This window comes from Verrucosispora sp. FIM060022, assembly GCF_003977705.1.
In the GTDB taxonomy this organism is placed as follows: Bacteria; Actinomycetota; Actinomycetes; order Mycobacteriales; family Micromonosporaceae; genus Micromonospora; species Micromonospora gifhornensis.
The window spans coordinates 1-23569 of the sequence record NZ_RQIV01000023.1; the positions used below are offsets into that span (position 1 = coordinate 1).

The 23569-nt window shown below is 70.8% G+C and carries 17 protein-coding genes, 1 pseudogene and 1 riboswitch; of the genes and pseudogenes, 7 read left to right on the plus strand and 11 right to left on the minus strand.

Annotated elements, in window-relative coordinates; all coding sequences use genetic code 11:
• Positions 1 to 127 precede the first annotated feature (127 nt).
• The 5 genes and pseudogenes from EG812_RS28855 to metE form a co-directional block, all read right to left on the minus strand.
• Positions 128 to 367, minus strand: a pseudogene (locus tag EG812_RS28855) (P-loop NTPase family protein); the annotation flags it as partial.
• A 176-nt stretch (positions 368 to 543) separates the two neighbouring features.
• On the minus strand, positions 544 to 1647 hold the full coding sequence (locus tag EG812_RS28860; RefSeq protein WP_126713475.1) for a glycoside hydrolase family 53 protein: 1104 nt from the start codon (positions 1645 to 1647) through the stop codon (positions 544 to 546).
• 133 nt (positions 1648 to 1780) lie between these two features.
• Positions 1781 to 3094 (minus strand): hemolysin family protein, encoded by a 1314-nt coding sequence (locus tag EG812_RS28865; RefSeq protein WP_013733194.1) that lies wholly within the window; start codon positions 3092 to 3094, stop codon positions 1781 to 1783.
• 161 nt (positions 3095 to 3255) lie between these two features.
• On the minus strand, positions 3256 to 3993 hold the full coding sequence (locus EG812_RS28870; protein WP_199743984.1) for a helix-turn-helix transcriptional regulator: 738 nt from the start codon (positions 3991 to 3993) through the stop codon (positions 3256 to 3258).
• A 50-nt stretch (positions 3994 to 4043) separates the two neighbouring features.
• Positions 4044 to 6281, minus strand: coding sequence for a 5-methyltetrahydropteroyltriglutamate--homocysteine S-methyltransferase (gene metE, locus EG812_RS28875; RefSeq protein ID WP_013733192.1), 2238 nt, complete (start codon positions 6279 to 6281; stop codon positions 4044 to 4046).
• A 114-nt stretch (positions 6282 to 6395) separates the two neighbouring features.
• A riboswitch (cobalamin riboswitch) is annotated at positions 6396 to 6607 on the minus strand.
• Between the two features lie 121 nt (positions 6608 to 6728).
• Here metE and EG812_RS28880 point away from each other — a divergent pair.
• From EG812_RS28880 to EG812_RS28890, 3 genes are read left to right on the plus strand one after another with little or no spacing between them, the layout of a single operon-like run.
• Positions 6729 to 7448 carry a hypothetical protein gene (locus EG812_RS28880; RefSeq protein WP_126713477.1) on the plus strand — a complete coding sequence of 240 codons (720 nt, stop codon included), beginning with the start codon at positions 6729 to 6731 and terminating at the stop codon, positions 7446 to 7448.
• Positions 7445 to 7807 (plus strand): transcriptional regulator, encoded by a 363-nt coding sequence (locus EG812_RS28885; protein ID WP_013733190.1) that lies wholly within the window; start codon positions 7445 to 7447, stop codon positions 7805 to 7807. The genes EG812_RS28880 and EG812_RS28885 overlap by 4 nt, the downstream gene beginning before the upstream one ends.
• A complete protein-coding gene (locus EG812_RS28890; RefSeq protein ID WP_126713478.1) occupies positions 7804 to 8979 on the plus strand; it encodes an alpha/beta hydrolase family protein in 1176 nt (391 codons plus the stop codon). Before EG812_RS28885 ends, EG812_RS28890 begins: the two co-directional genes overlap by 4 nt.
• Positions 8980 to 9101: 122 nt before the next feature.
• On the opposite strand, the gene EG812_RS28895 is transcribed toward EG812_RS28890, so the two are convergent.
• Both EG812_RS28895 and EG812_RS28900 read right to left on the minus strand, forming a co-directional pair.
• Complete coding sequence (locus tag EG812_RS28895) at positions 9102 to 9737, minus strand: LuxR C-terminal-related transcriptional regulator (protein ID WP_013733188.1); 636 nt, start codon at positions 9735 to 9737, stop codon at positions 9102 to 9104.
• Entirely contained in the window at positions 9689 to 10996 is a 1308-nt protein-coding gene (locus EG812_RS28900; RefSeq protein ID WP_233579703.1) for a sensor histidine kinase, read from the minus strand. Before EG812_RS28900 ends, EG812_RS28895 begins: the two co-directional genes overlap by 49 nt.
• Positions 10997 to 11107: 111 nt before the next feature.
• Here EG812_RS28900 and EG812_RS28905 point away from each other — a divergent pair, with 111 nt between their 5' ends.
• Positions 11108 to 12133, plus strand: coding sequence for a fatty acid desaturase family protein (locus tag EG812_RS28905; RefSeq protein WP_431882950.1), 1026 nt, complete (start codon positions 11108 to 11110; stop codon positions 12131 to 12133).
• Here the strand turns inward: EG812_RS28905 and EG812_RS28910 are convergent, their stop codons facing one another.
• On the minus strand, positions 12134 to 13276 hold the full coding sequence (locus EG812_RS28910) for a pyridoxal-phosphate dependent enzyme (protein WP_126713480.1): 1143 nt from the start codon (positions 13274 to 13276) through the stop codon (positions 12134 to 12136).
• Positions 13277 to 13512: 236 nt separating this feature from the next.
• Between EG812_RS28910 and EG812_RS28920 the strand changes: the two genes are divergently transcribed.
• Both EG812_RS28920 and EG812_RS28925 read left to right on the plus strand, forming a co-directional pair.
• Positions 13513 to 13995, plus strand: a complete 483-nt coding sequence (locus EG812_RS28920) for a hypothetical protein (protein WP_126713481.1) — start codon at positions 13513 to 13515, stop codon at positions 13993 to 13995.
• Between the two features lie 316 nt (positions 13996 to 14311).
• A complete protein-coding gene (locus EG812_RS28925) occupies positions 14312 to 14641 on the plus strand; it encodes a MazG-like family protein (RefSeq protein ID WP_126713482.1) in 330 nt (109 codons plus the stop codon).
• A gap of 75 nt (positions 14642 to 14716) precedes the next feature.
• On the opposite strand, the gene EG812_RS28930 is transcribed toward EG812_RS28925, so the two are convergent.
• Complete coding sequence (locus EG812_RS28930) at positions 14717 to 15277, minus strand: hypothetical protein (RefSeq protein WP_126713483.1); 561 nt, start codon at positions 15275 to 15277, stop codon at positions 14717 to 14719.
• Positions 15278 to 15561: 284 nt separating this feature from the next.
• On the opposite strand from EG812_RS28930, the gene EG812_RS28935 reads away from it, so the two are divergent.
• The gene (locus tag EG812_RS28935) at positions 15562 to 16329 is read left to right on the plus strand and encodes a thioesterase II family protein (RefSeq protein WP_126713484.1); all 768 of its coding nucleotides are present in this window, start codon (positions 15562 to 15564) and stop codon (positions 16327 to 16329) included.
• Between the two features lie 43 nt (positions 16330 to 16372).
• Here EG812_RS28935 and EG812_RS30010 read toward each other — a convergent pair whose 3' ends face one another.
• Both EG812_RS30010 and EG812_RS28945 read right to left on the minus strand, forming a co-directional pair.
• Positions 16373 to 22525, minus strand: a complete 6153-nt coding sequence (locus EG812_RS30010) for a type I polyketide synthase (protein WP_199743985.1) — start codon at positions 22523 to 22525, stop codon at positions 16373 to 16375.
• Positions 22526 to 22586: 61 nt separating this feature from the next.
• A partial coding sequence (locus tag EG812_RS28945; protein ID WP_233579704.1) for a phosphopantetheine-binding protein occupies positions 22587 to 23569 on the minus strand: 983 nt, incomplete at its 5' end.

Genomic DNA, 23569 nt, shown 5'->3' on the forward strand with positions numbered 1-23569 from the left:
CGCGATCAACTGCTCATCCGTGACCGCATCCGCCGGCCTGGCCGCCGGCTCCTGCCCCGAGGTGATCTCGGTCGTCATCTGGCGTCTCTCCCTTGATCGGTCGATCAGCCGTTATTTGTACAGTCCCGACGTGGTAGCCGTGGTCGAGGGCGAACCGGACGGTCTGCCCGATCAACGCCGGTGCGGCACCGCCGGGCTTGTCCCGTTCGAGCAGCACGATTCGCCGCAGGTAGTCCTGCTCGACCAGGGCGCAACCCCGACCGTGCCGGCGTCGTAGCTCCCGGGCGATGCTGCTCTTACCCGAACCGGAGTTGCCCCGGATGCAGACAAGGATCGTCTCCGGGCTGCCAGTGGATTGAGCGTGCACGATCTCTCCACGGATTCACTCGTCACGAACGATGAGGTCGAGAGCGACGATGGCCAGGGCCCGCTGCCGGCCCGGCCGCCTGCCGGCGATCGAGTCCCCGCCGCGCTCGGCGACCAGCCGGACGGACGAAACTCCGTGGCCTGTCGGGGTGAGCCGCCAGGCCACGGGGTGGCGGGTTACGGGGTCCAGACCACGTGTGGGTTCACGTGGCCGGTCCAGTTGAAGATGGCCATGTTGTCCCAGCCGTTGCCGGTGCCGTTGATGTCCGCCGGGTCCCAGCCGTTGCCTCGAATCGCGTACCAGGTCGGTTCCCAGTAGAAGACGCCGACGCCGCCGGCGTTGCGTACGGTGTTCTGCACCCAGCTGAACTGTTGTGCCTGCCCGGCCCAGGTGGCGGGGATGTTGTCACACAGCACGGTGCCGGGGATCGCGTTGCCCTGGTGGTCGGCGTTGGCGGTGGTGAACTGGTACGCGGTCTCGGCGAGCACGACCGGTTTGCCGTAGCGGGACTTCACGTCGGCGATCACGTTGTACAGGTTCGCCAGCGAGCCGTGCCACATGCAGTAGTAGGACAGGGCGGTGACGTCCCAGGTCACGCCCTGTGCTCTGATGCCGTCGTAGAACCAGCGGGCGTTGGCGGTGCTGTCCGCGTTCGCTGTGTGGATCCACACCTGGGTGCCGCTGTTGCAGGCCTTGGTGGCGTGGTAGCCCTGCTTGAGCAGGCTCGCCAGGGGCGCGAAGTTGTTGTTGACGACCTGCCCGGCCGGCCACAGCATGCCCACGTTGATCTCGTTGCCGATCTGCACGGCGTCCGGGGTGGTGCCCTGTGCTTTCAGGGCGGTGCATACGTCGTGGGTGTAGGTGTAGACGTCATTTTGCAGCTGGCTCAGCGAGTGGTTGGCCCAGGCTGCGGGCGGATACTGCTTGCCCGGGTCGGCCCAGGTGTCCGAGTAGTGGAAGTCGATCAGGAGCTTGAAGCCCTTCGCTTTGATCGTCCTGGCCTGCTGGAGCACCTTGGCCTTGTTGTTGTAGCCGCTGATCGGGTTGTTCCAGATGCGCAGCCGCAGGTAGTTGACACCCTTGGCGGAGAGGATGTCGTAGGGGTCGGCCTGCGCGCCGGAGGCGTTGTAGTAGCGGGCGCCGAGGTCCAGGCTGCGTTGCAGCGAGGAGACGTCGGCGCCGCGCATGGTGAGGGTGTTGGCGGCCTGCGCGGGGACGGTCAGGGCCAGCGGGGCCGCGAGGACGACCACCGCCAGGACGGCCCGGAGGGACGGTTTCATGGCGCTCCTTCACGTGGAGGATGCGATGCCCAGAGATGGGTCCAGCGTGGCGACAAGCCCGTTAGATCGAAGCTAATCAATCATACGCGTCACGGTCGGCCGCGCGTAGGCGCTCGTCGGGGACCGGCCCCGGTCAGGATTCCACCTCGGGTTCGTCCGTGTCGGGGCCGTCGGGCCGCGCTGTGGTCCGCAGGCGTACGCGGGTGATGGCCCGGCCTGTCACCTCGGCCACCTCGGCGGTCAGACCCGGCAACTCGACCACTTCGCCGGGCGTCTTGGGGATGTGACCGAGGTGTGCCAGGACAAGGCCCGCCACTGTGGTGTAGTCGCCGGGCTCGAGCGTGTCCTCGTCCAGGTCGACGCCCACGTCCGGCAGGTCGTGCAGCGGGAAGCCGCCCGACAGCAGCAGTGACCCGTCCGCCTCCCGCACCAGTGCCTGCACGTCCCGGTCGGTTTCGTCGTAGATTTCCCCGACGATCTCCTCGACCAGGTCCTCCATCGTCACGATGCCGTCGATGGCGCCACGCTCGTTCACCACGAGGGCGAACTGCTGCCGCTGCGACCGCATCTCCCGAATCGCCTCGGTGACCTTCAACGTCTCCGGTAGATACAGCGGCACGCTGACGTGTTCGGCGACCGGGCCCTCCTGGTCGAGCAGGTCACGCATGTGCACCACGCCGACGGTGTCGTCGAGGCCGGCGCGGCCCACGACCGGCGCGCGGGTCTGCCCCGATCGGCCCAACTCGCGCAGCGCCTGCGGCGCGGTCAGCGACTCGGACAGGGTGACCACCTCGCGGCGCGGGACGAGGATCTCCCGCAGGATCCGCTCGGCCACCTCGAACGCCCCCGAGATGATCATGCGGTGTTCGGGGGTGAGGTTACGCTGCCCCGCGACGATGTCCCGCAGTTCCTCGGTGGTGACCTCCTGACGGCGGGCCCGTGGGTCTCCGCCCGTCAACCGCACCACCGCATCGCTGGCCTTACCCAACAGCCACACCACCGGACGGGAGAACGCCGACAACGCGTCCAGCGGGCGGGCGACCAACAGAGCCCACCCTTGCGCCCGCTGCATCGCGATCCGCTTCGGCGCCAACTCGCCCAGCACCAAGGTGACGAACGTCAGCACGATGGTGACCAGCACGATCGCAACCGGCTCCGCCGCCGACCCCAGGAACCCCAGCGGCCCCACCAACGGCGCCGCCAGTGACACCGCGGCGGCCGCCGAGGCCAGGAACCCGGCCAGGGTGATGCCGATCTGAATGGTGGCGAGGAAACGGTTGGGGTCGCGTGCCAGCCTCGCCAGCACCCGTCCCGCCCGGGAGGTGCGCTCCAGGCGCTGCAGCTGACTCTCCCGCAGCGACACCAACGCCATCTCGCTGCCCGCGAACACCGCGTTCACCAGCACCAACACCAGCACCAACGCGATCTGCACGCCATAGCCGCCCACGGCCTGTTCGACGCCTCCTCGACCGGGCACCGCCCGCAGCCTCGACCGTAGGGGCAGGTCGATACACGGTGCCGACTCCCCTATGGTGAGGGGTGGGCGGGCAGTCTGTGCCCGTTTGTCCTCAGCTGCACCACGACGCCTCATCGCCGGGTGATGCTTGCTTACGGGCGTCGGTGACGAGCGGCATCCTCGCTCACAGCCGCCGTACGACGTCCCTGCCGGTCTGAGCCGTATCGCTCGACGAGCGCGTTGCCGATCGAGGCTAGGTGGTCTCGCACGCCCGGGGGGCCGGTGACCTCGATCCATTCGACCAGCCCGGCAAGCTCGCCAGCGAGTATGTGTTCGTCGTTGCCGCGGATCACGACCTCGATACGACCGTCGGTCCTGGAAGGTCCCACTTCGAGCCGACCGCCGAACCCCATCCGGAGCACGCCTATTCCCTCGGGCGCGCACAGCGCCCGGACTTCGAGGGGCGTTCGTTTGCGCTCGACCTCGTCGGCGATCGCGCGCCAACTCGTGGCAAGGTCGAAGTCCTCGGGTCGGTGCACAGGGTCGCACGTCGGGTCGGCGGACGAGACACGGTCGATTCGGAAGGTTCTTCGACCGGCCTCGGTGTTGGCGACGAGGTACCACGATGGGCCTTTGGCGACGATGCCCAGCGGGTGGACGGTTCGCTCGGTTTCGGTGCCCTCGCGGTCGACGTAGCCGAGCCGGACCTGGACACTGCCGATAACCGCGTCCTGGAGCGTGTCGAGGAAGCGAGGCGGTCGGGGCTCGGCCCTGCTCGCCCCCCATCGCTGCGGCTCCATGACGAGCGACGACGCTGCCGCCTCGGCCTGCACCCGGAAGGAAACGCCGAGCGGCCACGGCTGACGCCTCACGATGACCGTCCAGCTCATTCGGATCAGACCGGGCGGACCTTCCAGGAGGCCCGCCCGGGGTGGCGATCTCAGTGTCCGCGTACCTCGGCGGCAGCCGCGACCAGGTGCCGCAGCGACGCTTCGACCTCGGGATAGCTGCGGGTCTTCAGGCCGCAGTCCGGGTTGACCCACAACCGTCGGGCCGGCACGGCCGCGACAGCCCGGTGTAGCGCCTCGACCATCTCCTCACGCGGCGGCACCCGGGGCGAGTGGATGTCCCACACCCCCGGGCCGACGCCCCGGCGGTAGCCGATCGCGGCGAGGTCGTCGAGGATCTCCATCTTGGATCGGGACGCCTCGATGCTGGTGACGTCGGCGTCGAGGGCGTCGATGGCGGTGATCACCTCACCGAACTCCGAGTAGCACAGGTGGGTGTGGATCTGGGTGTCGTCGGCGACGCCGCTGGTGGCCAGTCGGAACGCGCCGACGGCCCAGTCCAGGTATGCCTTCTGGTCGGCCTTGCGCAGCGGCAGCGTTTCGCGCAACGCCGGTTCGTCGACCTGGATGACCCGGATGCCTGCCGACTCCAGGTCACGGCACTCGTCGCGCAGGGCGAGCGCGACCTGGTCGGCAGTGTCCGCGACAGGCTGGTCGGTGCGGACGAAGGACCAGGCCAGGATGGTGACCGGGCCGGTGAGCATCCCCTTGACCGGCTTGCTGGTCAGCGACTGCGCGTAGGTGGACCACTCCACCGTCATCGGTGCCCTGCGCGCCACGTCGCCGTAGATGATCGGCGGCCGGACACAGCGGGAGCCATACGACTGCACCCAGCCGTGTTCGGTGGCGGCGAAACCGTCGAGCTGCTCGCCGAAGTACTGCACCATGTCGTTGCGTTCCGGTTCGCCGTGCACGAGCACGTCCAAGCCCCACCGCTCCTGCAGTCGGATCACATGCTCCACCTCGGCGCGCATCCGCGACGCGTAGCCGGCGTCGTCGAGTCTGCCGGCGCGGTGCGCGGCGCGGGCCTTGCGCAGCTCGGTGGTCTGCGGAAACGAGCCGATCGTGGTGGTCGGCAGCTGTGGCAGGCGGAGCCGATCCTGCTGGCGGGCGGCCCGAACGGGATAGTCCCCGCGCTGCCGGTCGGCCGGTCGCAGTGCGGCGAGGCGTCCGCGGACACTGTCGTGGTGCCAGGCCGCCGGTGTCGGCGGCAGCGGTGCCGGTAGCACCGTGGTGCCGTCACGCAGCGCACGGCCGAGCAGGACGACCTCGTCGACCTTCTGCCGGGCGAACGCGAGCCGCGCGGCCAGCCGGGGGTCGAGGCGGGTCTCGGCGGACAGGTCGACCGGGACGTGTAGCAGGGAGCAGGAGGTGGCGACGGCGACGTGGTCGGCCAGCCCGGCGACCGTCGCTCCGGCCGCGATCGCGGCGCGCAGGTCGGTACGCCAGATGTTTCGTCCGTCGACCAGGCCGGCGACGATGGTCCTGCCGGCCAGTGGGCCGGCAGCGGCGAGTCGGTCGAGGTTGCCCGGGCCGGCGACCAGGTCCAGGCCGATTGCTTCGACCGGGGTGTCCAGTAGCGCCGGCAGTGCGGCGCCGAGGTCACCGAAGTAGGTGGCGACGAAGATCCTCGGCCGGTGCGTGAGTTCACCGAGCCGGATGTAGGCGCGGCGTAGGGCGTCGATCTCGGCCGGGGTGCGGTCGGCGACGTAGGCGGGCTCGTCCAGCTGGATCCAGGCCACCCCCGCCTCGGCGAGTGCCGTGAGGATCGCGGCGTACGTGTCGACCAGGTCGTCGAGCCGGGCGAACGGATCGTCGCCCTTGGCCAGCAGCAGGAACGTGGCCGGCCCGATGAACACCGGTCGGGTGGTGATGCCCAGGTCGCGGGCCTCGGCGTGCTCGCCCAGCGCCTTCGCCGGGTTCGCGGTGAAGACGGTGTCGGGGGCTATCTCCGGCACCAGGTAGTGGTAGTTGGTGTCGAACCACTTCGTCAGTTCCAGTGCCGGCTCGGTGTCGACGCCGCGGGCCATGGCGAAGTAGGTGTCCAGCGCGGGCAGGCCCAGCCGGGCGAAGCGGGTGGGGATCGCGCCGACGGCGACGGCCGTGTCGAGGACCTGGTCGTAGTAGGAGAACGTGTTCGACGGGATCGCGTCGAGGCGGGCGTCGTGCAGCGTCCGCCACACCTGCGCGCGCAGCCCGGCGGCGGTGCTTTCCAGAGCGTCGACGTCGATGGTGCCGGCCCAGTACGCCTCGACGGCCTTCTTCAGCTCACGATCGACGCCGATACGTGGGTAGCCGAGCACAGTGCTCTGGCCGAATGCGGTAGTCACCTGTGGGGTCCTTCCCTCGAAGTGCCCAGCGGCCCCGGGGAGGGAAGGCAGGCACATCTCACGGTGCCCGCTTCCGCCCTGGCCCTCCCGAGAGGCCGCCTGCGGCGCACGCCGGTGGCGTGCGCAGCGCTGGCAGGTCTTCGGACTCGCGGGCATGACACGAGGTCACCTACTGGCCGTCGCTTCCCGGACCTGGTGGTCCAGTGCTTCGTTGACGGCGGTCGTTCCCACTCACCGCTGCGGGGCAGTCCCGGTCTCTCACCGGGTTCCCTCTTACGACACCCCACCCTGGCGGGATGGGGCGAACCAGCGCCGCTCGCCATCGTACGGGCCGGATGGTCGTCTCCGCGTCACGCTGTCCGACGGGCGGGATGGGCGTCAGGGCGAGCACGGTAACCGCTCAAGAAAGCACTATCGGAAATAGGTTTGCTGTGGAAACCTGTTGGCATGACTGCTGATTCGGTACCCACCAGCGGCGACCCCCGCCAGCTGCTGTCGGAGGTGCGCGCCCTCGCCCGCCGGGTGCGTCTTGACCAGCGGGTGACCTGGGTTGCGCTACTGGTGCTGGCCGCGGTGACGTTCGTGGCGATTCCGATCGACTGGTACTCCCTCCGAGCCGACTGTGGATCCGCGAGCGCGTGGGTCACGGACGTGAACGACGGCTCCTGGTGCCACGTCCGGCGTGACGGCGCGATGTTCTATTGGCCGCCGGCGCTGCTGCTGGCGTACACGGCGATCGCCGTTTACGCCGTGCGGGTCGCCCGGTCGCGGGGGCTGGGCGTCCGGGTGCTGCCGTACGTGATCACCGGCGTCGCGCTGACCGTCCTGTTCACCGTTCTGTGGCTGCTGGCGCGCCTGTACCTGGCCGGCTCGGCGCCCACCCAACCGCTCCCCTCCTGGGTGATGCTGCTGGACCGTCTGGTCGCACCGGCGGGCGCGATCGGGGTCGCGCTGCTGGTGCTGGCCTGGTTGGAGCGCCACGTCGCGCTGCTGGTGTTCACCCTCGGGTATCTGGCGGTGGTGCTGGTGCCGATCAACATCTTCTGGCACCCCGACTGGGGATACGCGGGAATTCTGGGAGAGTTCCTGCCGCCGCAGATCGTCAACGGCGCCGTGCTGCTGCTGGGCGCGGTCGGCTTCGCGGTGGCCCGCCGGCGGCAGCGATGACCGCCGCGAGCGGGGCCCCGGACCCGTACGCACCGTCCGCCCACCCGGTCAACGGCCTGGACGACGTGGTGCACCAGCGGGTCCGGCTGGGCATCCTCACCATCGCGCACGAGGCCCGTCGGGTCGAGTTCGGCTACCTGCGCACCCAGTTGGAACTGACCGGCGGCAACCTCTCCAAGCACCTCAGCGTGCTCGAAGAGGCCGGTCTGATCGAGATCGAGAAGGGGTACGAGGGGCGACGCGGCCGTACCTGGATCACGCTCACCGCTGCCGGCAGCACTGCGCTCGCCGACGAGATCGGGCGGCTGAAGCTGCTCATTGCGCGGGTTGAGACCACCGACACCGCGGAGGGCCGATGACCAGCGCACTGACCCGTCGGCGCCTGCTCGCAGCCGCGCTCGCGACCGGCGTCGCCGTGCCGCTCGGCGACCGCGGCCGAGCGGCGCCGGCTTCGCCCGGCCCGACACGGATCACACTGCCCCCGCCCACCGGGCCGCACCGTGTCGGCACCGTGTCGCTGCACCTCGTCGACGGATCCCGCCCGGATCCGGTCGCCGGCGCCGGGCATCATCGCGAGCTGATGGCCAGCGTCTGGTATCCCGCCGTCGGAAACGTCCGGCGTCATCCGGTGGTGCCGTGGATGCCCGCCGCGCCGCTGCGTGCGCTGCTCGTGTCCGCCGGGTTCGACGCTGGTGCCGCGGCGGCGCCCCGCACGGCCGGCCACGAGGGCGCTGCGGCGCTCCGGGCACCCGCACGGCTGCCCGTGATCGTGTTCTCCCACGGCAATGACGGTCACCGTGCCGAGGCCACCATCGTGGTCCAGGAACTCGCCAGTCACGGCTACGTCGTGGTCACAGTGGATCACACGTACGACGCGTTCAGCGTTTTCCCCGACGGCCGGCTCACCGTCCCCGAGGGTCTGTCGTTCACGCCATGGGACCACGCCCGCGACATCCGGTTCGTTCTCGACTGCATCGAGGACCTGGCCGCCGGCCGCAACCCCGACGTTCGGGGGCGTCCGCTGCCGGCCAGCCTGGGCGCCGCGTTTGACCTGCGTCGCATTGGCATGTTCGGCTGGTCGAAGGGCGCGACCGCGACCGCCCTCGTCATGAACCAGGACCGGCGCGTACGGGCCGGGCTCGGCTTCGACGGCCCGATGCAGTCGGTGCCACCAGTCGCTGAGATCGACCGACCGTTCATGCTGATGACCGCCGAGTTCACCCGGGCCGCCGAGCCGAGCATCGCGCAGTTCTGGTCGAACCTGCACGGATGGCGGCTCAACGTGCAGGCGGACGGCGCGGCGCACTCGTCGTACTGCGACAACCAGTGGCTGATCCCGCAACTGGCGAGGATCATCGGGATGAGCGACGAGGACCTCGCCGGCTGGATCGGCACCCTCGACCCGGCCCGGGCGGTGCGGATCCAGCAGGCGTACCCGCTCGCGTTCTTCGACCTGCACCTACGTCACCAGCGGCAGCACCTGCTCGAAGGCCCGAACCCGGCCTTTCCGGAAGTACAATTCATCGTCTGACACATCTCAAACACCTTGCCTGACGTCCCCGTCGCAGCCGGCGCCGGCGGAATCCCCTGACCGTGATCCGCCCCCGGGCGGCCGGATCGGCGAGTCGCGTCTGGCGTGTGCCTTCCACCCGCTCAGGCGTTGAGGTACGCCAGGACGGCAAGCACCCGCCGGTTGTCGTCAGTTGAGGGCGGCATGTCGAGTTTGGTGAATATGTTGTTGATGTGTTTGCTCACGGCTTTCTCGGTGATGCGGAGCTTGGCCCCGATCGCCGCGTTGGAGCGACCTTCGGCCATTTCACCGAGCACGTCCCGTTCTCTGGGGGTGAGCGCCGCCAGCGGCTCTCGGCGGGCGAGGAGCTGCGAGATCACCTCGGGGTCCATGGCGGTACCGCCGGCGGCGACCCGGCGCACGGCGTCGACGAACTCGCCGACGTGGGACACGCGGTCCTTGAGCAGGTAGCCCACCCCGCCGTGCGGTGTGCTGAGCAGTTCGCGGGCGTACAAGGGCTCGACGTGCTGGGAGAGCACGAGGATGGGCAGGCCGGGAATCCGGGTACGAGCCGCGATCGCGGCCTGCAGACCTTCGTCGGTGAACGTCGGCGGGAGTCGGACGTCGATGACCGCCACCTGGGGCCGGTGGGTGATCAGGGTGGGCAGCAGGGCCGGACCGTTGTCGACGGCGGCGACGACGTCGAAGTCGTAGGCCCGCAGGATTCGGGTCAGCCCGTCCCGGAGGAGCGCGTGGTCCTCGGCGATGACAACGCGCACGGCAACTCCATGGTGATGACGGTGGGCCCTCCGAGCGGACTCGACAGGGCCATCGTGCCATCGAAGGCGGCCAGGCGGCGTTCGATGCCCCGCAGACCGGTGCCGGACACGGGGTCGCCGCCGCCCACGCCGTCGTCGGCGACCACCATCGTCAGTGTTCCGTCCGCGTGCCGCAGGGACACCGATCCGGTGTGGGCGCGGCTGTGGCGGACCATGTTGGTCAGCGTCTCCGCGACGGCGAAGTAGGCGGCCGACTCGACGGGTGTGTCGAGTCGGCCGGGCAGGTCGACATCGACTGTGATCGGCACGGGCAGGCTCAGCGCCAGTGCCCGCACCGCGCCGTCCAGTCCGCGTTCGGCAAGCACGGGTGGATGGATGCCCCGGACCAGGTGCCGCAGCTCGACCAGTGCGGCGCTGCTTGCTTCACGCGCTTCCGCGAGCATCTCGTGGGCTGCGGCCGGGTTCCGGTCGATCAGTTCGTCGGCCAGACCGATCGTCATGCCCAGCGAGACGAGCCGCGCCTGGATGCCGTCATGCAGGTCGCGCTCGATGCGGCGCAGCTCGGCTGCCTGGGCGTCCACCGTGTCGGCGCGCGTCACGGTCAACTGGGCGACCCGCAGGCGAAGTTCGGCGGCCTTGGTCGGTGCGAGCAGGAGTCGGGCGAAGTACGCGTCGACCCGCCGTAGCCACGGCGCCACCCACAGACCGCCGGCCAGAATGGCGGCGCCTTGCGGTAGGCAGATCAGCCCTTCACCGAATGTGTCGATGGACCAGACGGTGCCGTAGCCGTACCAGTCGGTGCCGAGCCAGATCCACAGCGGCGTCAGCGTCAGACCCATGATCCCGTACAGCGGCACGGCCAGCGAGATCACGCCGAGGGTGGCCCCGACGATCCCGCCGGGCAGGAGCCAGGCGAGGTCGCGCCAGGTGGCCGGGTCCGTGACGATCCACCGGAAGCGCCGCCAGCCGCCGGCGATGCCCCGCTCCGGGGGCGGATGGTACGGGCATGGCACCGGGACCCCGGCCCATGCGGCACGCCTGCGTTCGAGGTCCGCCCGCTTTCGGACCAGCGTCGTCGTCCAGGACAGCAGCGCCATGCCGAGCAGCGGCACCGGGACCAGGACCAGCGCCAGCAGCGATACGACGAGCAGCGCGACGTTGGCCAGGGCCAGGCCGATCGCGGCCAGACCGGCGAGCACCGCGCGCACACCCCGACGCGCCCACTCGTACGTCCGCTCGTCAGGCCCGGCCGTGTTCACGGGTGCCATTGTGCCCACGCGATCGCCGTTTCTCGGTGGTGCTAGCACCCCGTTCGGAGGGGAGACAGCGTTCCTGACAACGCCCTGCTGAGACGGTCTGCTGGGCTCATGATGACTACCATGCCGTCACAGTCGACGACCGGCAGCGACTTCGCCGTCCTGTCCCGCCGGATCACCGACGCCGGGTTGATGCGCCGCCGGCCCGCCTACTACGTCGTCCGGCTGAGCATCGTCACGCTGATGTTCGTCGGCGGCTGGGCGGCCTTCTTCGCCCTCGGCTCCTCCTGGTGGCAGATGATCACCGCCGTGTTCCTCGCCGTCACGTTCGCCCAGGTCGCACTCGTGGCGCACGACCTGGCACACCGCCAGGTGTTCCGCACCAGACGTCCGAGCGCGGTCGCCGGACTGCTGGCCGGCAATCTCGGCATCGGAATGAGCTACGGCTGGTGGATGGACAAGCACACCCGTCACCACAACAACCCCAACCACGACGACCTCGACCCGGACGTGGCCCCCGAGGTGCTCGTCTGGACCACCGAGTCGGCCATCGGCCGTCGCGGACTGAAGGGCTTCATCACCCGGCACCAGGCCACGCTGTTCTTCCCGCTGCTCACGCTGCTCGCCGTCAGCCTGAAGGTGTCAAGCGTCAAGGCGTTGCGCGACGGCACGGTGAAACAGCGGCGTGTGGAGAGCGCACTGCTGATCCTGCACGCCGTCGGCTACCTCGGCGCGCTGGTGCTCGTCCTCTCGCCGCCGCAGGCCGTCGCCTTCCTGCTGCTGCACCAGGCACTGTTCGGCGTCTACCTCGGCATGACCTTCGCTCCCAACCACAAGGGCATGCCGCACCCGACCGGCACCGAGGACTATCTCCGCAAGCAGGTGTTGACCTCCCGCAACGTTCGGGGGAACCGGCTGGTCGACGCGGCGCTCGGTGGCCTGAACTACCAGATCGAACACCACCTGTTCCCCGGCATGCCGACGCCCAACCTGCGCAAGGCACAACCGATCGTGCAGGCGTACTGCGCCGAGATCGGCGTCGCCTACGTACAGACCGGTCTTGTCACCTCCTACCGCCAGGCCCTGCGACACCTGCACGAGGTGGGCGCACCCGCACGCGCCGAACACGCACGGCGCTGATCACGGGGAGACGTCGTTGACGAAATCACTGAGCGCCTGGCCGGCCTTGAGGCCGGAGCCGGTCAGGACGAGGACCACGGTGTCGTCGGGGTTGATGTGGCCGTCGGCGTGGAACTGGCGGAGGGCGGGCAGGACCTGCGCGCTGGTGGGTTCCACGAACACGCCGGTACGGGCGAGCTCACGCACGGCGGGTAGGAGTTCCTCCTCGGCGACTGCGGTGGCGGCGCCGCCGCTGTCACGGATCGCCGCGAGGACCTCCCGGTCGCGTACCGGCTGGGCGATGGCGGTTCCTTCGGCGAGTGTCTTGGGCCAGGTGCGGGCCTCGACCGCGATGTCGCCGCCCGTGAGGGCGTTGACCAGCGGGCAGCAGTGTTCGGGCTGGCTGACCAGGATGCGGGGCACCTGGTCGATCTCTCCTGCCCGCCTGAGCTCGGCGAAACCCATGGCGCAGCCCAGGACGAGGCTGCCGGCGCCGGCCGGCACCAGGACGGCCGAGGGGGCGGTGAAGCCCAGGTCCTCCCAGATCTCGTAGGCGATCAGCTTGATGCCCTGGAGGAAGTGGGGGTGCCAGTTGTGGCTGGCGTAGAAGCGGGTGTCGGCGCGGCGGATGGCTTCGTCGGCGACGTCCTGGCGGCTGCCGGGGACGAGATCCACGCCCGCTCCGTGCAGGCGTACTTGCGCGATCTTTGTGGGAGACGTGGAGGCGGGGGCGATGATCTGGGCGTCGATGCCGGCGGCGGCGCTGTAGGCGGCGATGGAGGAGCCGCCGTTGCCGCTGGAGTCTTCGAGGATCTGCCCGATGCCCTGGTGGCGCAGCGCAGTGATCATGACGGAGCTGCCGCGGTCCTTGAAACTGCCGGTGGGGTTCATGGACTCGGGCTTGACGGCCACGTGGAGTCCCGCGAAGGTCCGCGGCAGCAGGGGGGTGCGTCCTTCGCCCAGGGTGACGGGATCGGCCTGGGGCAGGGGCAGCGCGGCCCGATAGCGCCACTGAGAGTTGACGCCGGTGTCGATCTGCTCGCGGGTGATGCCGGGCAGGGGCTCCATCATCAGCGGGGATTTGTCGTCGCCACGCCAGCGGGGCTGGTCGGATGCGTAGCGGCGGCCGCTGCGGTCGGTGAGCTGGGCCATGTTGTCGGACATCGAGGGTGACGCTCCTTCGTCGGTGCTTGTTGAGGCGACGCCGAGCGCGCTCCCCTCGCCTCTGGACAGGAACTCTAGATCCAGAGCCTCTACCAGGGCTGGATCGGCGCCCACCGCCCTCAGCGCGCCGTCGCCGGGGTGAAGGAGTTGCACTACGGTTCCGCCGTAGAGGTGCACGCCATCGCGGCCCTCGACTGACCGTCCAGCTCCTTGCCAGCGATCGCCAGACTGGGTGAATGCGCTGCGGCCATGAACCCGAGGAATTTCCGCTCCGCCAGGCTGCACTGGACCTGGTGAAGGACAACCCCGAGGGGCGCTCCCTCAAAAGGAAACTCGACGCCTTCGACGAACTCGATGAAGCGGCGAAGAAAAAGGCTGCCCAGGACATCCGCGAAGACATCGCCGGCATCGTCGCCCGTGCGGTCACCGAAGAGCACCACCGCACTCAGATGCTGGACGCCCTCGTCACCTTCAGGAACAACCCCCGCTTCGCCGCCTCCGATCCAGCGGAGATAGCGGACCAGCACCCAGTCGTGGCCCAGACCCTGGACATCGCGCAGGACATCCTCGTGGAGCTGGGAAAAGAAATGTTGATCGAGGCGTTGTTTCCCGGCGCGCATCTGCTCGTCCCGCCCCACGACTTCGTGGACAGCCTCTGTACGGCCGTGGAAATGCTCGAGGTCGCGGAAGACCCGGCGGAGTCGCTGTGGTGGCTTTGACCCTCGGCTGTTTCGGGTCGGTTCGCTCGCCGTCCGACCGGTCCGGCAGTGTTGACGCCGGAAGGGCCTGAGTGGCACCGGGCGAGGTGACCAGCACAGGTCGAAACCTCGCCAAGCGCGGCTACCAACTCGCCGGCTGGCCACGCCCCCGCCGTGTTGGTCCGTGTACGCACTGCCCCCGGCCGCGATCATGTCGAGATCCGCGTCCACATGCTGCCCACCCCGACCGAACGAGCCGACCGCCAGCAGCTGGTCGGACCGCACGACGACCTACGGCACGCCGTCATTGCCGGCCCCAACCTCGAAAGACAACCCGATGACTGACCTGTTCGACCTCGCCGCCGTGGTAACCGCCCGGCTGGACACCGTCAACGGCCGCAGCCGCGAGGAAATCGGCCTGCGCATCCTCAAAGTCACCGAGGAAGCAGGCGAAGTCGCCGCAGCCTGGATCGGCGCCATCGGCCAGAACCCCCGCAAAGGCGTCACCCACACCACCGACGACGTGGCCGCCGAACTGGCCGACGTCGTACTCACCGCCCTGGTCGCCATCACCAGTCTCGACCGCGACCCGCGCGACGTTGTCACCGCCTGCGTCAACAAGGCCGCCGCCCGCCTCGACACCTACTCGACGACGCCGCCCGAATGAGCGGTCAGCGCCACATCGACCGGTACGGCGGGTCGGTCCCGCAGTTCCACCGGGCCTGACCGGAACCGAAGTCGATCAGGGAAAGGCGTTCGGTGCCATGCAGCTGGCGAAGACCAGCGCGAGCACCCAGTCCAGGTTGCTCGGCAGGCACAACCGCACCACGAAACCCGGCCGCCGCGTGCGCGGCCGGGGATCCCGTCTGCGGGGTGGACCAAGACGGCGGTCCAGGTCCGGCGTGAAGTACTGCGACAACCCCCACTTCAGCCCGCTCACCAGGACCATCCCGAGGGTGAACATGCCTACCGTGGCGGCGCCCACCATGACCGCCTCGAGCACCGAGTCGCCGGCCGAAACCGAGCGCAGCAGCGACGCTGCCACGTACCCGGCCAACGGAACCACGCTCAGCCCGAACCACGCCTGAAAGCGGAAGAGGTTGGCCATCTCAGCGTCACCACCCGAAGGCGGCCAGTCCCGAGCATGACCACGCACCTCCCCCAGCGTCCAGACGAACCGCGTGTCCCGGTTAGCCAGGCGCACCAACACCGGCGCCATCAGGACAACGAGCGGACGGCCCAGATCCCGCAACCGTCGGCGTGGCTGAGCAGGCTCGATTTCGACATCATCGTCGGTGATCACGCAGATCGTGTGCCCTCTACGTCGCTGCCACCAGGCTGGAGTGGGATATCAACCAGACAAAACCTGAGCGCGTCCCCTGGTAGCGAAACCAGCGCAAGACGCACCCCGCATGCGGCCAAGGTACGGGAGTCGGAAGGTCTGCGCCATGCTGTCCGCTCGGTCCAGGTGCCGGGTGGCCCTGCTCAGGACGGCTCGCTCTCGCGACCGCACCGTCCTGAACCGCCGTGACCGTGCCGAGAGTGGACGGTGACCGAGTGGGCTGCCGTAATGCGTAGCGTCGGGGAATGACATCGGTGCACGAGAACCTCGCAGTGGCGGATCGGTGGGTGCGAACACTCACCACGAGCGGTGCCCACCGCATCCAACTGGTCTGCTTTCCGCACGCCGGCGGGACGGCCAATTACTTCCTGTCGTTGGCCCGGGCGCTGCCACCGGAAATAGAGGTGTTGGCGATCCAGTACCCGGGACGGCAGGACCGGCGTGCCGAGCGCGCCCGTACCTCCATTGCGGAGCTTGCCGACGAGGCGGACGCCGTGCTGCGCGCCCGGCTCGCCGGGCCGTATGCGTTCTTCGGGCACAGCATGGGTGCGGTGATCGCACACGAGGTCACCCAGCGGCGTGCCAGGGCCGGTGCCCGACTGCCGCAACGGCTGTTCGTCTCGGGCCGACGCGCGCCGGATCAGCCGCCGTGCCGGCCGGATCCGCCGCGCACGGACGTCGGGATCCTGGACGATCTCCGCGAGGCGGGTGGCACCCATCCCCTGTTTCTGACCGATGCCGAACTCCGCGCCGAGCTCCTACGGGTCATGCGTGCCGACTATCAGGCCATCGACACGTACGCGTGGCATTCGCATCCGCCGGTGAACTGTCCGATCACCGCCCTGACCGGTGACGCCGACCCGCAGGCTTCCGTCGCGGCAGTGCGCGCCTGGTCGGCACACACCTCGGCCGGGTTTGACCTGCGCGTCTTCTCCGGCGGGCACTTCTATCTCGACGAGCACCGGCCGGACGTGGCCGGCGCGATCGGTCAGGGACTGCTTCCGCTGCCCTGAGGGCCGGTCACCCCCAGCGGGGCGACCGGCCCGTCGGTGCGGGTCAGCGTGCCGAACTGGTGGCGAGGGCCGGTGGCAGGTACCCGACCTCGGTGAAGAATCGCAGGTAGGTGTCCAGTACGTCCGCGGTGACCGGGGCGGGTGGCAGACCCGCGGCGGCCAGCGCGGCGTCGGTGTCGGCAGTGTCGATCACCGGGTAGAAGGCGTCGGTGTCGGCGACCATCAGCTCGAACGCGTCGAGCAGCGGGTAGAGCGCGTTGTCCCGGTCGGCGAGCACCGCGGCGTGCCACTCGGCCCAACTGGTGACGGGCAGCAGGTGTCCGTGGGCACGGAGCCGGTCCAGGATGTCGCTCCAGGCGACCCGCTCGCGGTTGTAGAGGTGGTAGGTGCTGCCGATCTGCTTCGAGTCGGTGGACAGTGCGATGATCGACGCGGCCACGTGGTCGACCGGTACCAGGGGGACGCTGCCGCCGAGGCTGTCCGGAATCGTGCCGGCCTGGATCAGTCCCTTGATGCTCAGCCACAGGTAGTCGCGGGTCTGGCAGGCGCCGTGGCGGCGGTCGCCGGAGACCAGGTCCACCCGGTACACCGAGACCGGCAGACCGCGCTCGCGGGCCAGTCCGATGATCTGCTCGGCGACCCATTTGCTCTGCAGGTAGCCGCTGGGCAGCAGGTCGGCCGGGCCGGTCGGGTCGTGTGGACCGTGGCCACGCCCGTCGGGGGCGGGGCCGGCGAACACGCCGGTGGTGGAGACGTAATGGACCGGTACGGTGCGGTGCGCGGCGGACAGGCGCAGCACCTCGCGGGTGCCGTCCACGTTCGCCGCACGCAACGTGGCGTACGGCTGGAGCCAGTTCACCGTCGCGCCGGCGTGGTAGACGACGTCGATGTCGCGGGCCAGCGTGTCGAAGGCGCCCGAGGTGAGGCCGAGGCGGTCGGCGGCGAGGTCCCCCACCACGGGTACCACTCGGCCGGGGTCCAGCTGGTCCTCGATGCGGTACCACCGGGCGGTCGCGCGTAGCCGCTTCCATGCGTCGTCCGGGTCGTTCGCCCGGATCAGGCAGTGCACCGTGGCGGTGGTCGTGGCCAGTAGTTCACGGAGCAGGAACGCGCCGACGAACCCGGTGGCGCCGGTGAGCAGGATGTGCCGGGGTGCGCCGTGGGGGGTGGAGCCGGGCGCCGGCCGGATGTCGTCGGGCAGCGTGACGTCGGCGGTCAGGTCAAGGCCGGCCGACCGCTCCGGGCCCGTGTCGAGCAGGCTGGTGTGCAGGTAGTCGGCCAGGGCCTGCGGGGTGGGATGGTCGAAGACGGTGGTGGCGGGTAGGGCCAGGTCGGTGCGCTGGGCCAGCCGGTTGCGTAGTTCGACGGCGAGCAGCGAGTCGATGCCGAGGTCGGTGAACGTGCCGTCGGCGGGCAGGTTGTCGGTCCCGGTGCGGCCGAGCACGTCGGCGGTGACCGTACGGACCAGGGTGGTGAGGGCGTCGCGGCGTTCGTCGGCGGAGAGCCCGGCCAGGTCGGTCAGCGTGTCGGCGGACCGGTCCGCGTCGGCGGGTTCGCGCCGTACCGTCGGCGGCAGCAGGCTACGCAGCACCGCCGGCACGGTCTCCGGGCGGGCGCGCAGGGCGGTCAGATCGATCGGCACGCCGATGAGCACCGGCTCCGGATGCCGCAGCGCCGTGTCCAGCATGGTCAGGCCGGTGGCCGGGTCGATCTGCTGATAGCCGGCGCGGGCGATGCGGGACCGGTCGGCGTCGGTGAGGTCTCCGGTGATGCCGCTGCGGCCGGCCCACAGGCCCCAGGCGATCGAGGTGGCCGGCAGGCCGGTGGCGTGGCGGTACGCGGCGAGCCCGTCGAGGAAGGCGTTGGCGGCGGCGTAGTTGCCCTGCCCGGCGCCGCCGATGGTCGCGGCGAGCGAGGAGAACAGCACGAACGCGGCCAGGTCGAGGTGGCGGGTGAGTTCGTGCAGGTGGGCGGCGGCGTCTGCTTTGGGGCGCAGCACCCGGGCCAGCCGGTCCGGGTCGAGGTCGCCGATCAGGCCGTCGTCGATGGTCCCGGCGGTGTGGAAGACGGCGTTGATCGGCGGTGCGGCCGCCAGCGCGGCGCGCAGCCCGTCCCGATCGGCCACGTCACAGGCAACGACCCGGGCGGTGGCGCCGACGGCGGCGAGGTCGGCGATCAACTGGCGGGCGGCTGGTGTGTCCGGGCCGCTGCGGCTGAGCACGAGCAGGTCCCGGACGCCGTGGCGGGTGGCGAGGTGTGTGGCTACCAGGGTGCCGAGCGAGCCGAGCCCGGTGACGAGCACGGTTCCGGCGCCGAGGCGGGGGCCGGGTCCGGGTGGTGTGGGGACCCGTTCGGCGCGGGGCACGTACGCGGTCCCGGCCCGTACCGCGATCTCCGGTTCACCGGTGGCGGCCAGGCTGGTCAGTAGTTCCGGGGTGGGTTCGTCGTCGAGGTCGACGATGACGAGACGGCCGGGCTGTTCGGTGGTGGCGGTGCGGGCCAGTCCGTGCAGGGCGGTGGCGGCCGGATCGGTGACCGGGCCTGGGCCGGTCGCGCCGCGGGTGAGCAGCACGGCCGGTGGGCCGGACGGGGCGGCCAGGTGGCGGTGCAGGGTGTCGAGCAGGTCGGTGGTACGCCGGTGCAGGTCGGTGGCCAGGTCACCGGCTGCGGTGGCGCGACCGTCGATGACGGCCGGGGTGGGGCCGGTGGCGGTCGGCACGGCCATCGGCTGCCAGGCGATGCGGAACAGGGCGTCACCGGGTCGGTGCCGGGCGTGGGCCAGGGTGTCGGCGTCGACCTCTCGGGTGCGGACGGTGGCCACGGTGGCCAGCGGTTCGTCGTTGCCGGTGGTGAGCAGCAGGCCGCGGGGGGAGCTGCCGTTGCCGGCCGGGTCGGTGACGATGGTGCGTACCCCGGCCGTGGCGGCGGCGCGGCGCTGCACGGCCACGTCACGCCAGTGGTAAGCCTCGCCGTGGTGGCTGGTCGCGGCCAGCGCGGCGTGCAGGAGTTCGGGGTGCAGCACGTAGTCGCCGGCCGTTTCGCCGTCGGGCAGCCGCACGGGCACCGGCTCGCCCTCGGCCGTCGGGATGGTCGCGACGTCGGCGGCCAGGTCGCCGGTGGCGAGCAGTGTCCACGGGACGTCGACGCCGTCCGGGCGGCCGTGCAGCGTCACCGGCCGGGTGTCCCCGGTGGGTGCGCCGACCCGGATCTGCACGCGCAGACCCCGGTCGGGGCAGATGACCGGGCCGGTTACGTCGAGGCGGCGCAGCACCGGCCGGCCGCACTCGTCGCCGGCCCGGATGGCCAGTTCCACCAGGGCCGACGGTGGCACCAGGACGGCGCCGTCCACCCGGTGGCGGTCCAGCCAGCGGTGGGTGGCGGGGGCGAAGCGGCCGGTGAGGACCAGCTCGCCGGTGTCGGGCAGGGTGACGGCGCCGGCCAGCACCGGGTGGTCGGCGGGGGTGAGGCCGAGGGCGGCCGAGTCGGCCGGGGGCGGGGTGACCCAGAACCGGCGCCGTTGGAACGGATAGGTGGGGAGGTCGACGGGGCGGGCGCCGGTACCGTCGAGCACCGCCCGCCAGTCGACGCGGTGACCGTGCCGGTGCAGGGTGGCCAGCGCGCCGGTCAGGGCGCCCACCTGGTCGTGGCCGGTCTGTGCAGGTACCGCCACGCCGGTGTGGTCGGTGAGGGTGGCGGCGACCGCCGGGGTGAGCACGGCCGCCGGTCCGACTTCGAGGAAGGTGGTGGCACCGGTGTCGGCCAGCGCGCGGACGCAGTCCTGGAAGCGGACCGTGGCGCGGACCTGCCGTACCCAGTAGTCGGGGTCGGTCAGCAGGCCGGGGGTGGCGAGGTCGCCGGTCACGTTGGACACGACCGGCAGGGTGGGTTCCCGGTAGGTGAGGGTGGCGGCGACCCGGTGCAGCGGGTCGAGGACCGGGGTGGTCATTGGCGAGTGGAAGGCGTGGCTGACCGCGAGCCGGTGGGTGGTGATCCCCTGGGTGGCGAGTCGTTGCGCGACGGCGAGCACGGCGGGTTCGGGGCCGGCGAGGGTCACTGCGGCAGGGGCGTTGACGGCGGCGATCACCACGTCGTCGTCGTGCTCGTCGAGCAGTGCCTGCACCTGGTCGGCCGGGGCGGCGACGGCAACCATGGCGCCCCCGGGTGGGAGGTCCTGGAGCAGTCGGGCGCGGGCGGCGACCAGGGTGACGGCGTCGGTCAGGTCCAGCACTCCGGCGACGTGCGCGGCGGTGATCTCGCCGAGGGAGTGCCCGCCGACCATGTCGGCGCGTACGCCGAAGGACTCGGCCAACCGGAACAGCGCCACTTCCCACGCGAACAGTGCGGGTTGGGTCCAGCCGGTGTGTGCCAGTTTCCCTGCCTGGTCGGTGCCGTCGGTGGCGAACAGGACGTCGCGTAGCGGCTCGTCGAGGTGGGGGGCGAAGGCGGCGCAGACCTCGTCGAGGGCGGCGGCGAAGGTGGGGAAACGGGTGTACAGGGCGGCGCCCATGCCGGGGCGTTGGGCACCCTGCCCGGAGAAGATCACGGCGAGGCGTCCGGGTTCGCCGGTCGGGGTGGTGTCCGGTGCGGCGGCCAGCGCGGCGAGGCCGTCGAGCAGGCCGCTACGGTCGGCGGCGACCACGTGCGCGCGGTGTCCCAGGGGGGTGCGGTGCAGGGCGAGGGTGTATGCCGCGTCGGCCGGTTCGACGTCGGGCCGGTTACTCAGGTGCGTGTGTAGCCGGTTCGCCTGGGCGCGTAGCGCGGCTGCGGTGCGGGCGGAGAGCAGGAACGGGTACGGGCCTGGCTGCCGTGGTGTGTCCGGTTCCGGTGGTTCGGCAACGTGTTCGAGGATGATGTGGGCGTTGGTGCCGCTGACGCCGAAGGACGACACGGCGGCGCGGCGGGGGCGTTCGGTCTGCGGCCATGGGCGTGCCGTGGTGAGCAGGTCCAGTGCGCCCTGGGTCCAGTCGACGGCCGGGTTGGGTGTGTCGAGGTGCAGGGAGCGGGGGGCGATGCCGTGGCGCATGGCCTCGATCATTTTGATCGCGCCGCCGGCTCCGGCGGCGGCGACACTGTGGCCGATGTTGGATTTCAGCGAGCCGAGCAGCGCCGGAATGGCGCGGTCCTGCCCGTAGGTGGCCAGCAGGGCCTGGGCTTCGATCGGGTCACCGAGTCGGGTGCCGGTGCCGTGGGCCTCGATGACGTCGACGTCGGCGGGGGTGAGCCGGGCGTCGGCCAGGGCCTGCCGGATGACGCGTTGCTGGGCCGGGCCGCTTGGCGCGGTGAGGCCGTTGGAGGCGCCGTCGGAGTTGATGGCGGAGCCGCGCAGGACGGCGAGGATGCGGTGGCCGTGGCGGCGGGCGTCGGTGAGGCGTTCCAGCAGGAGCAGGCCGGCGCCTTCGGCCCAGCCGGTGCCGTCGGCGGTGGCGTCGAAGGATTTGCAGCGGCCGTCGCGGGCGAGGCCACGCTGCCGGGAGAAGTCGATGAACCCGCCGGGGTGGCCGTAGACGGTGCAGCCTCCGGCGACGGCGAGGTCGGCTTCCCCGGCGCGCAGGGCGCGGGCGGCCAGGTGCAGGGCGACCAGGGATGAGGAGCAGGCGGTGTCGACGGAGAGTACGGGTCCTTCGAGGCCGAAGGTGTAGGCGATGCGGCCGGAGGCGATGCTGCTGAGCCGGCTGGTCATCATGAAGCCGTCGAGTTCGGGTGGGCCGTCCAGGCCGAGGTACGACTGTTCGCCGACGCCGACGAACACGCCGGTGCGGCTGCCGCGCAGCGGGCCGATGTCCAGGCCGGCGCGTTCGAACAGTTCCCATGTGGTTTCCAGGAGCACTCGCTGCTGGGGGTCCATGCCGAGGGCTTCGCGGGCGGAGATGCCGAAGAACTCGGCGTCGAAGTCGGTGGCCGCGTCGATGAAACCGCCGTGGCGGGTGTAGGAGGTGCCGGGCGGGCCGTCCGGGTGGTAGAGCCGGTCGACGTCCCATCCACGGTCGTCCGGCCAGGTAGTGATGGCGTCGACACCGTCGGCGACCAGCTGCCACAGTTGTTCGGGGTTGTCGGCGCCCGGGTAGCGGCAGGCGGTGGCCACCACGGCGACTGGTTCCGGGGTGCCGGCCTCCAGTTCGGCGACGCGTTCGCGTGACCGCTGCAGCTCGGCGGTCACCCACTGCAGGTATTTCAGCATGCGGTCCTCTTCGGACACGGCGTCTCCTCGGGGGGTCGGGCGGGTGCGGCCGGGGGGGGGTGGGTGCGGCCGGGGTGGGTCAGGCGCCGGCGGGTCGGGCGGCGCGGCCGAGCTGGTCGTCGATGAAGGCGAACAGTTCGTCGGCGTCGGCTGAGTGCAGCAGGTCCGGTTCGGGGCCGGGTTCGGTCGGTGACCGGCGGGCCAGTACTTCTCCGAGTCGGACCAGCACGGCGGTGCGCCGATCTGTGGTCAGCGTGTTGCGGGCCAGCGCGGCGTCGAGGCGGTCCACCTCGGCCAGCAGGTCGAGGTCGTCGGGTGCGGCGGGTGCGGCGGTGGCGTACTGGTCGAGGAGCAGGCCGGCCAGCGAGCGGGGCGTCGGGTGGTCGAATACCGCAGTGGCGGGCAGGGGGATGCCGAGGGCGGTGCTGAGCCGGCTGCGCAGTTCCACGGCGGTCATCGAGTCGAAGCCGAGGTCGGTGAAGGCGCGGTCGGCACCGAGCCGGGTGGGGTCGCCGTGGCCGAGCACGGTGGCGGCTTCGGTGCGGACCAGTGCGAGCAGCCGGTCGGCGCGGGCGTCGTCGTCCAGGCCGGTCAGATCCACTGCCGGTGCTGGTGTGGTTTTCGGTTCGGGTACGGCGGTCGTGGTGGCGGCGTCGCGCAGGAGCCAGTACCGCTCGCGTTGGAACGGATAGCTGGGTAGGGGGATGCGGGTGCCGGCGGCCACCGGCGGATAGGTGTCGGGGTCGACGGGTTGGCCGTAGGCGTACAGGTGGCCGAAGAGTTCGGCGGCGGCTTGTGGTTCGGGGCGGTCGCGGCGCAGCGTGGGCAGGGCGGCGACTCCGTCGGGCAGGTGGGCGGCGAGCATGCCGGTGAGGATCGCGTCGGGTCCGACCTCGATGAGCGTGGTGACGTCGTCGGCGAGCAGCCGCTGGGCGGCGTCGTGGAATCGGACGGTGGAACGGACCTGCCCCACCCAATACTCCGGATCCGACCACTGCGACGTCACCGGCTCCCCCGTCACCGTCGACACCGCCGACACCACCGGCCGCCCGAAAGACAACT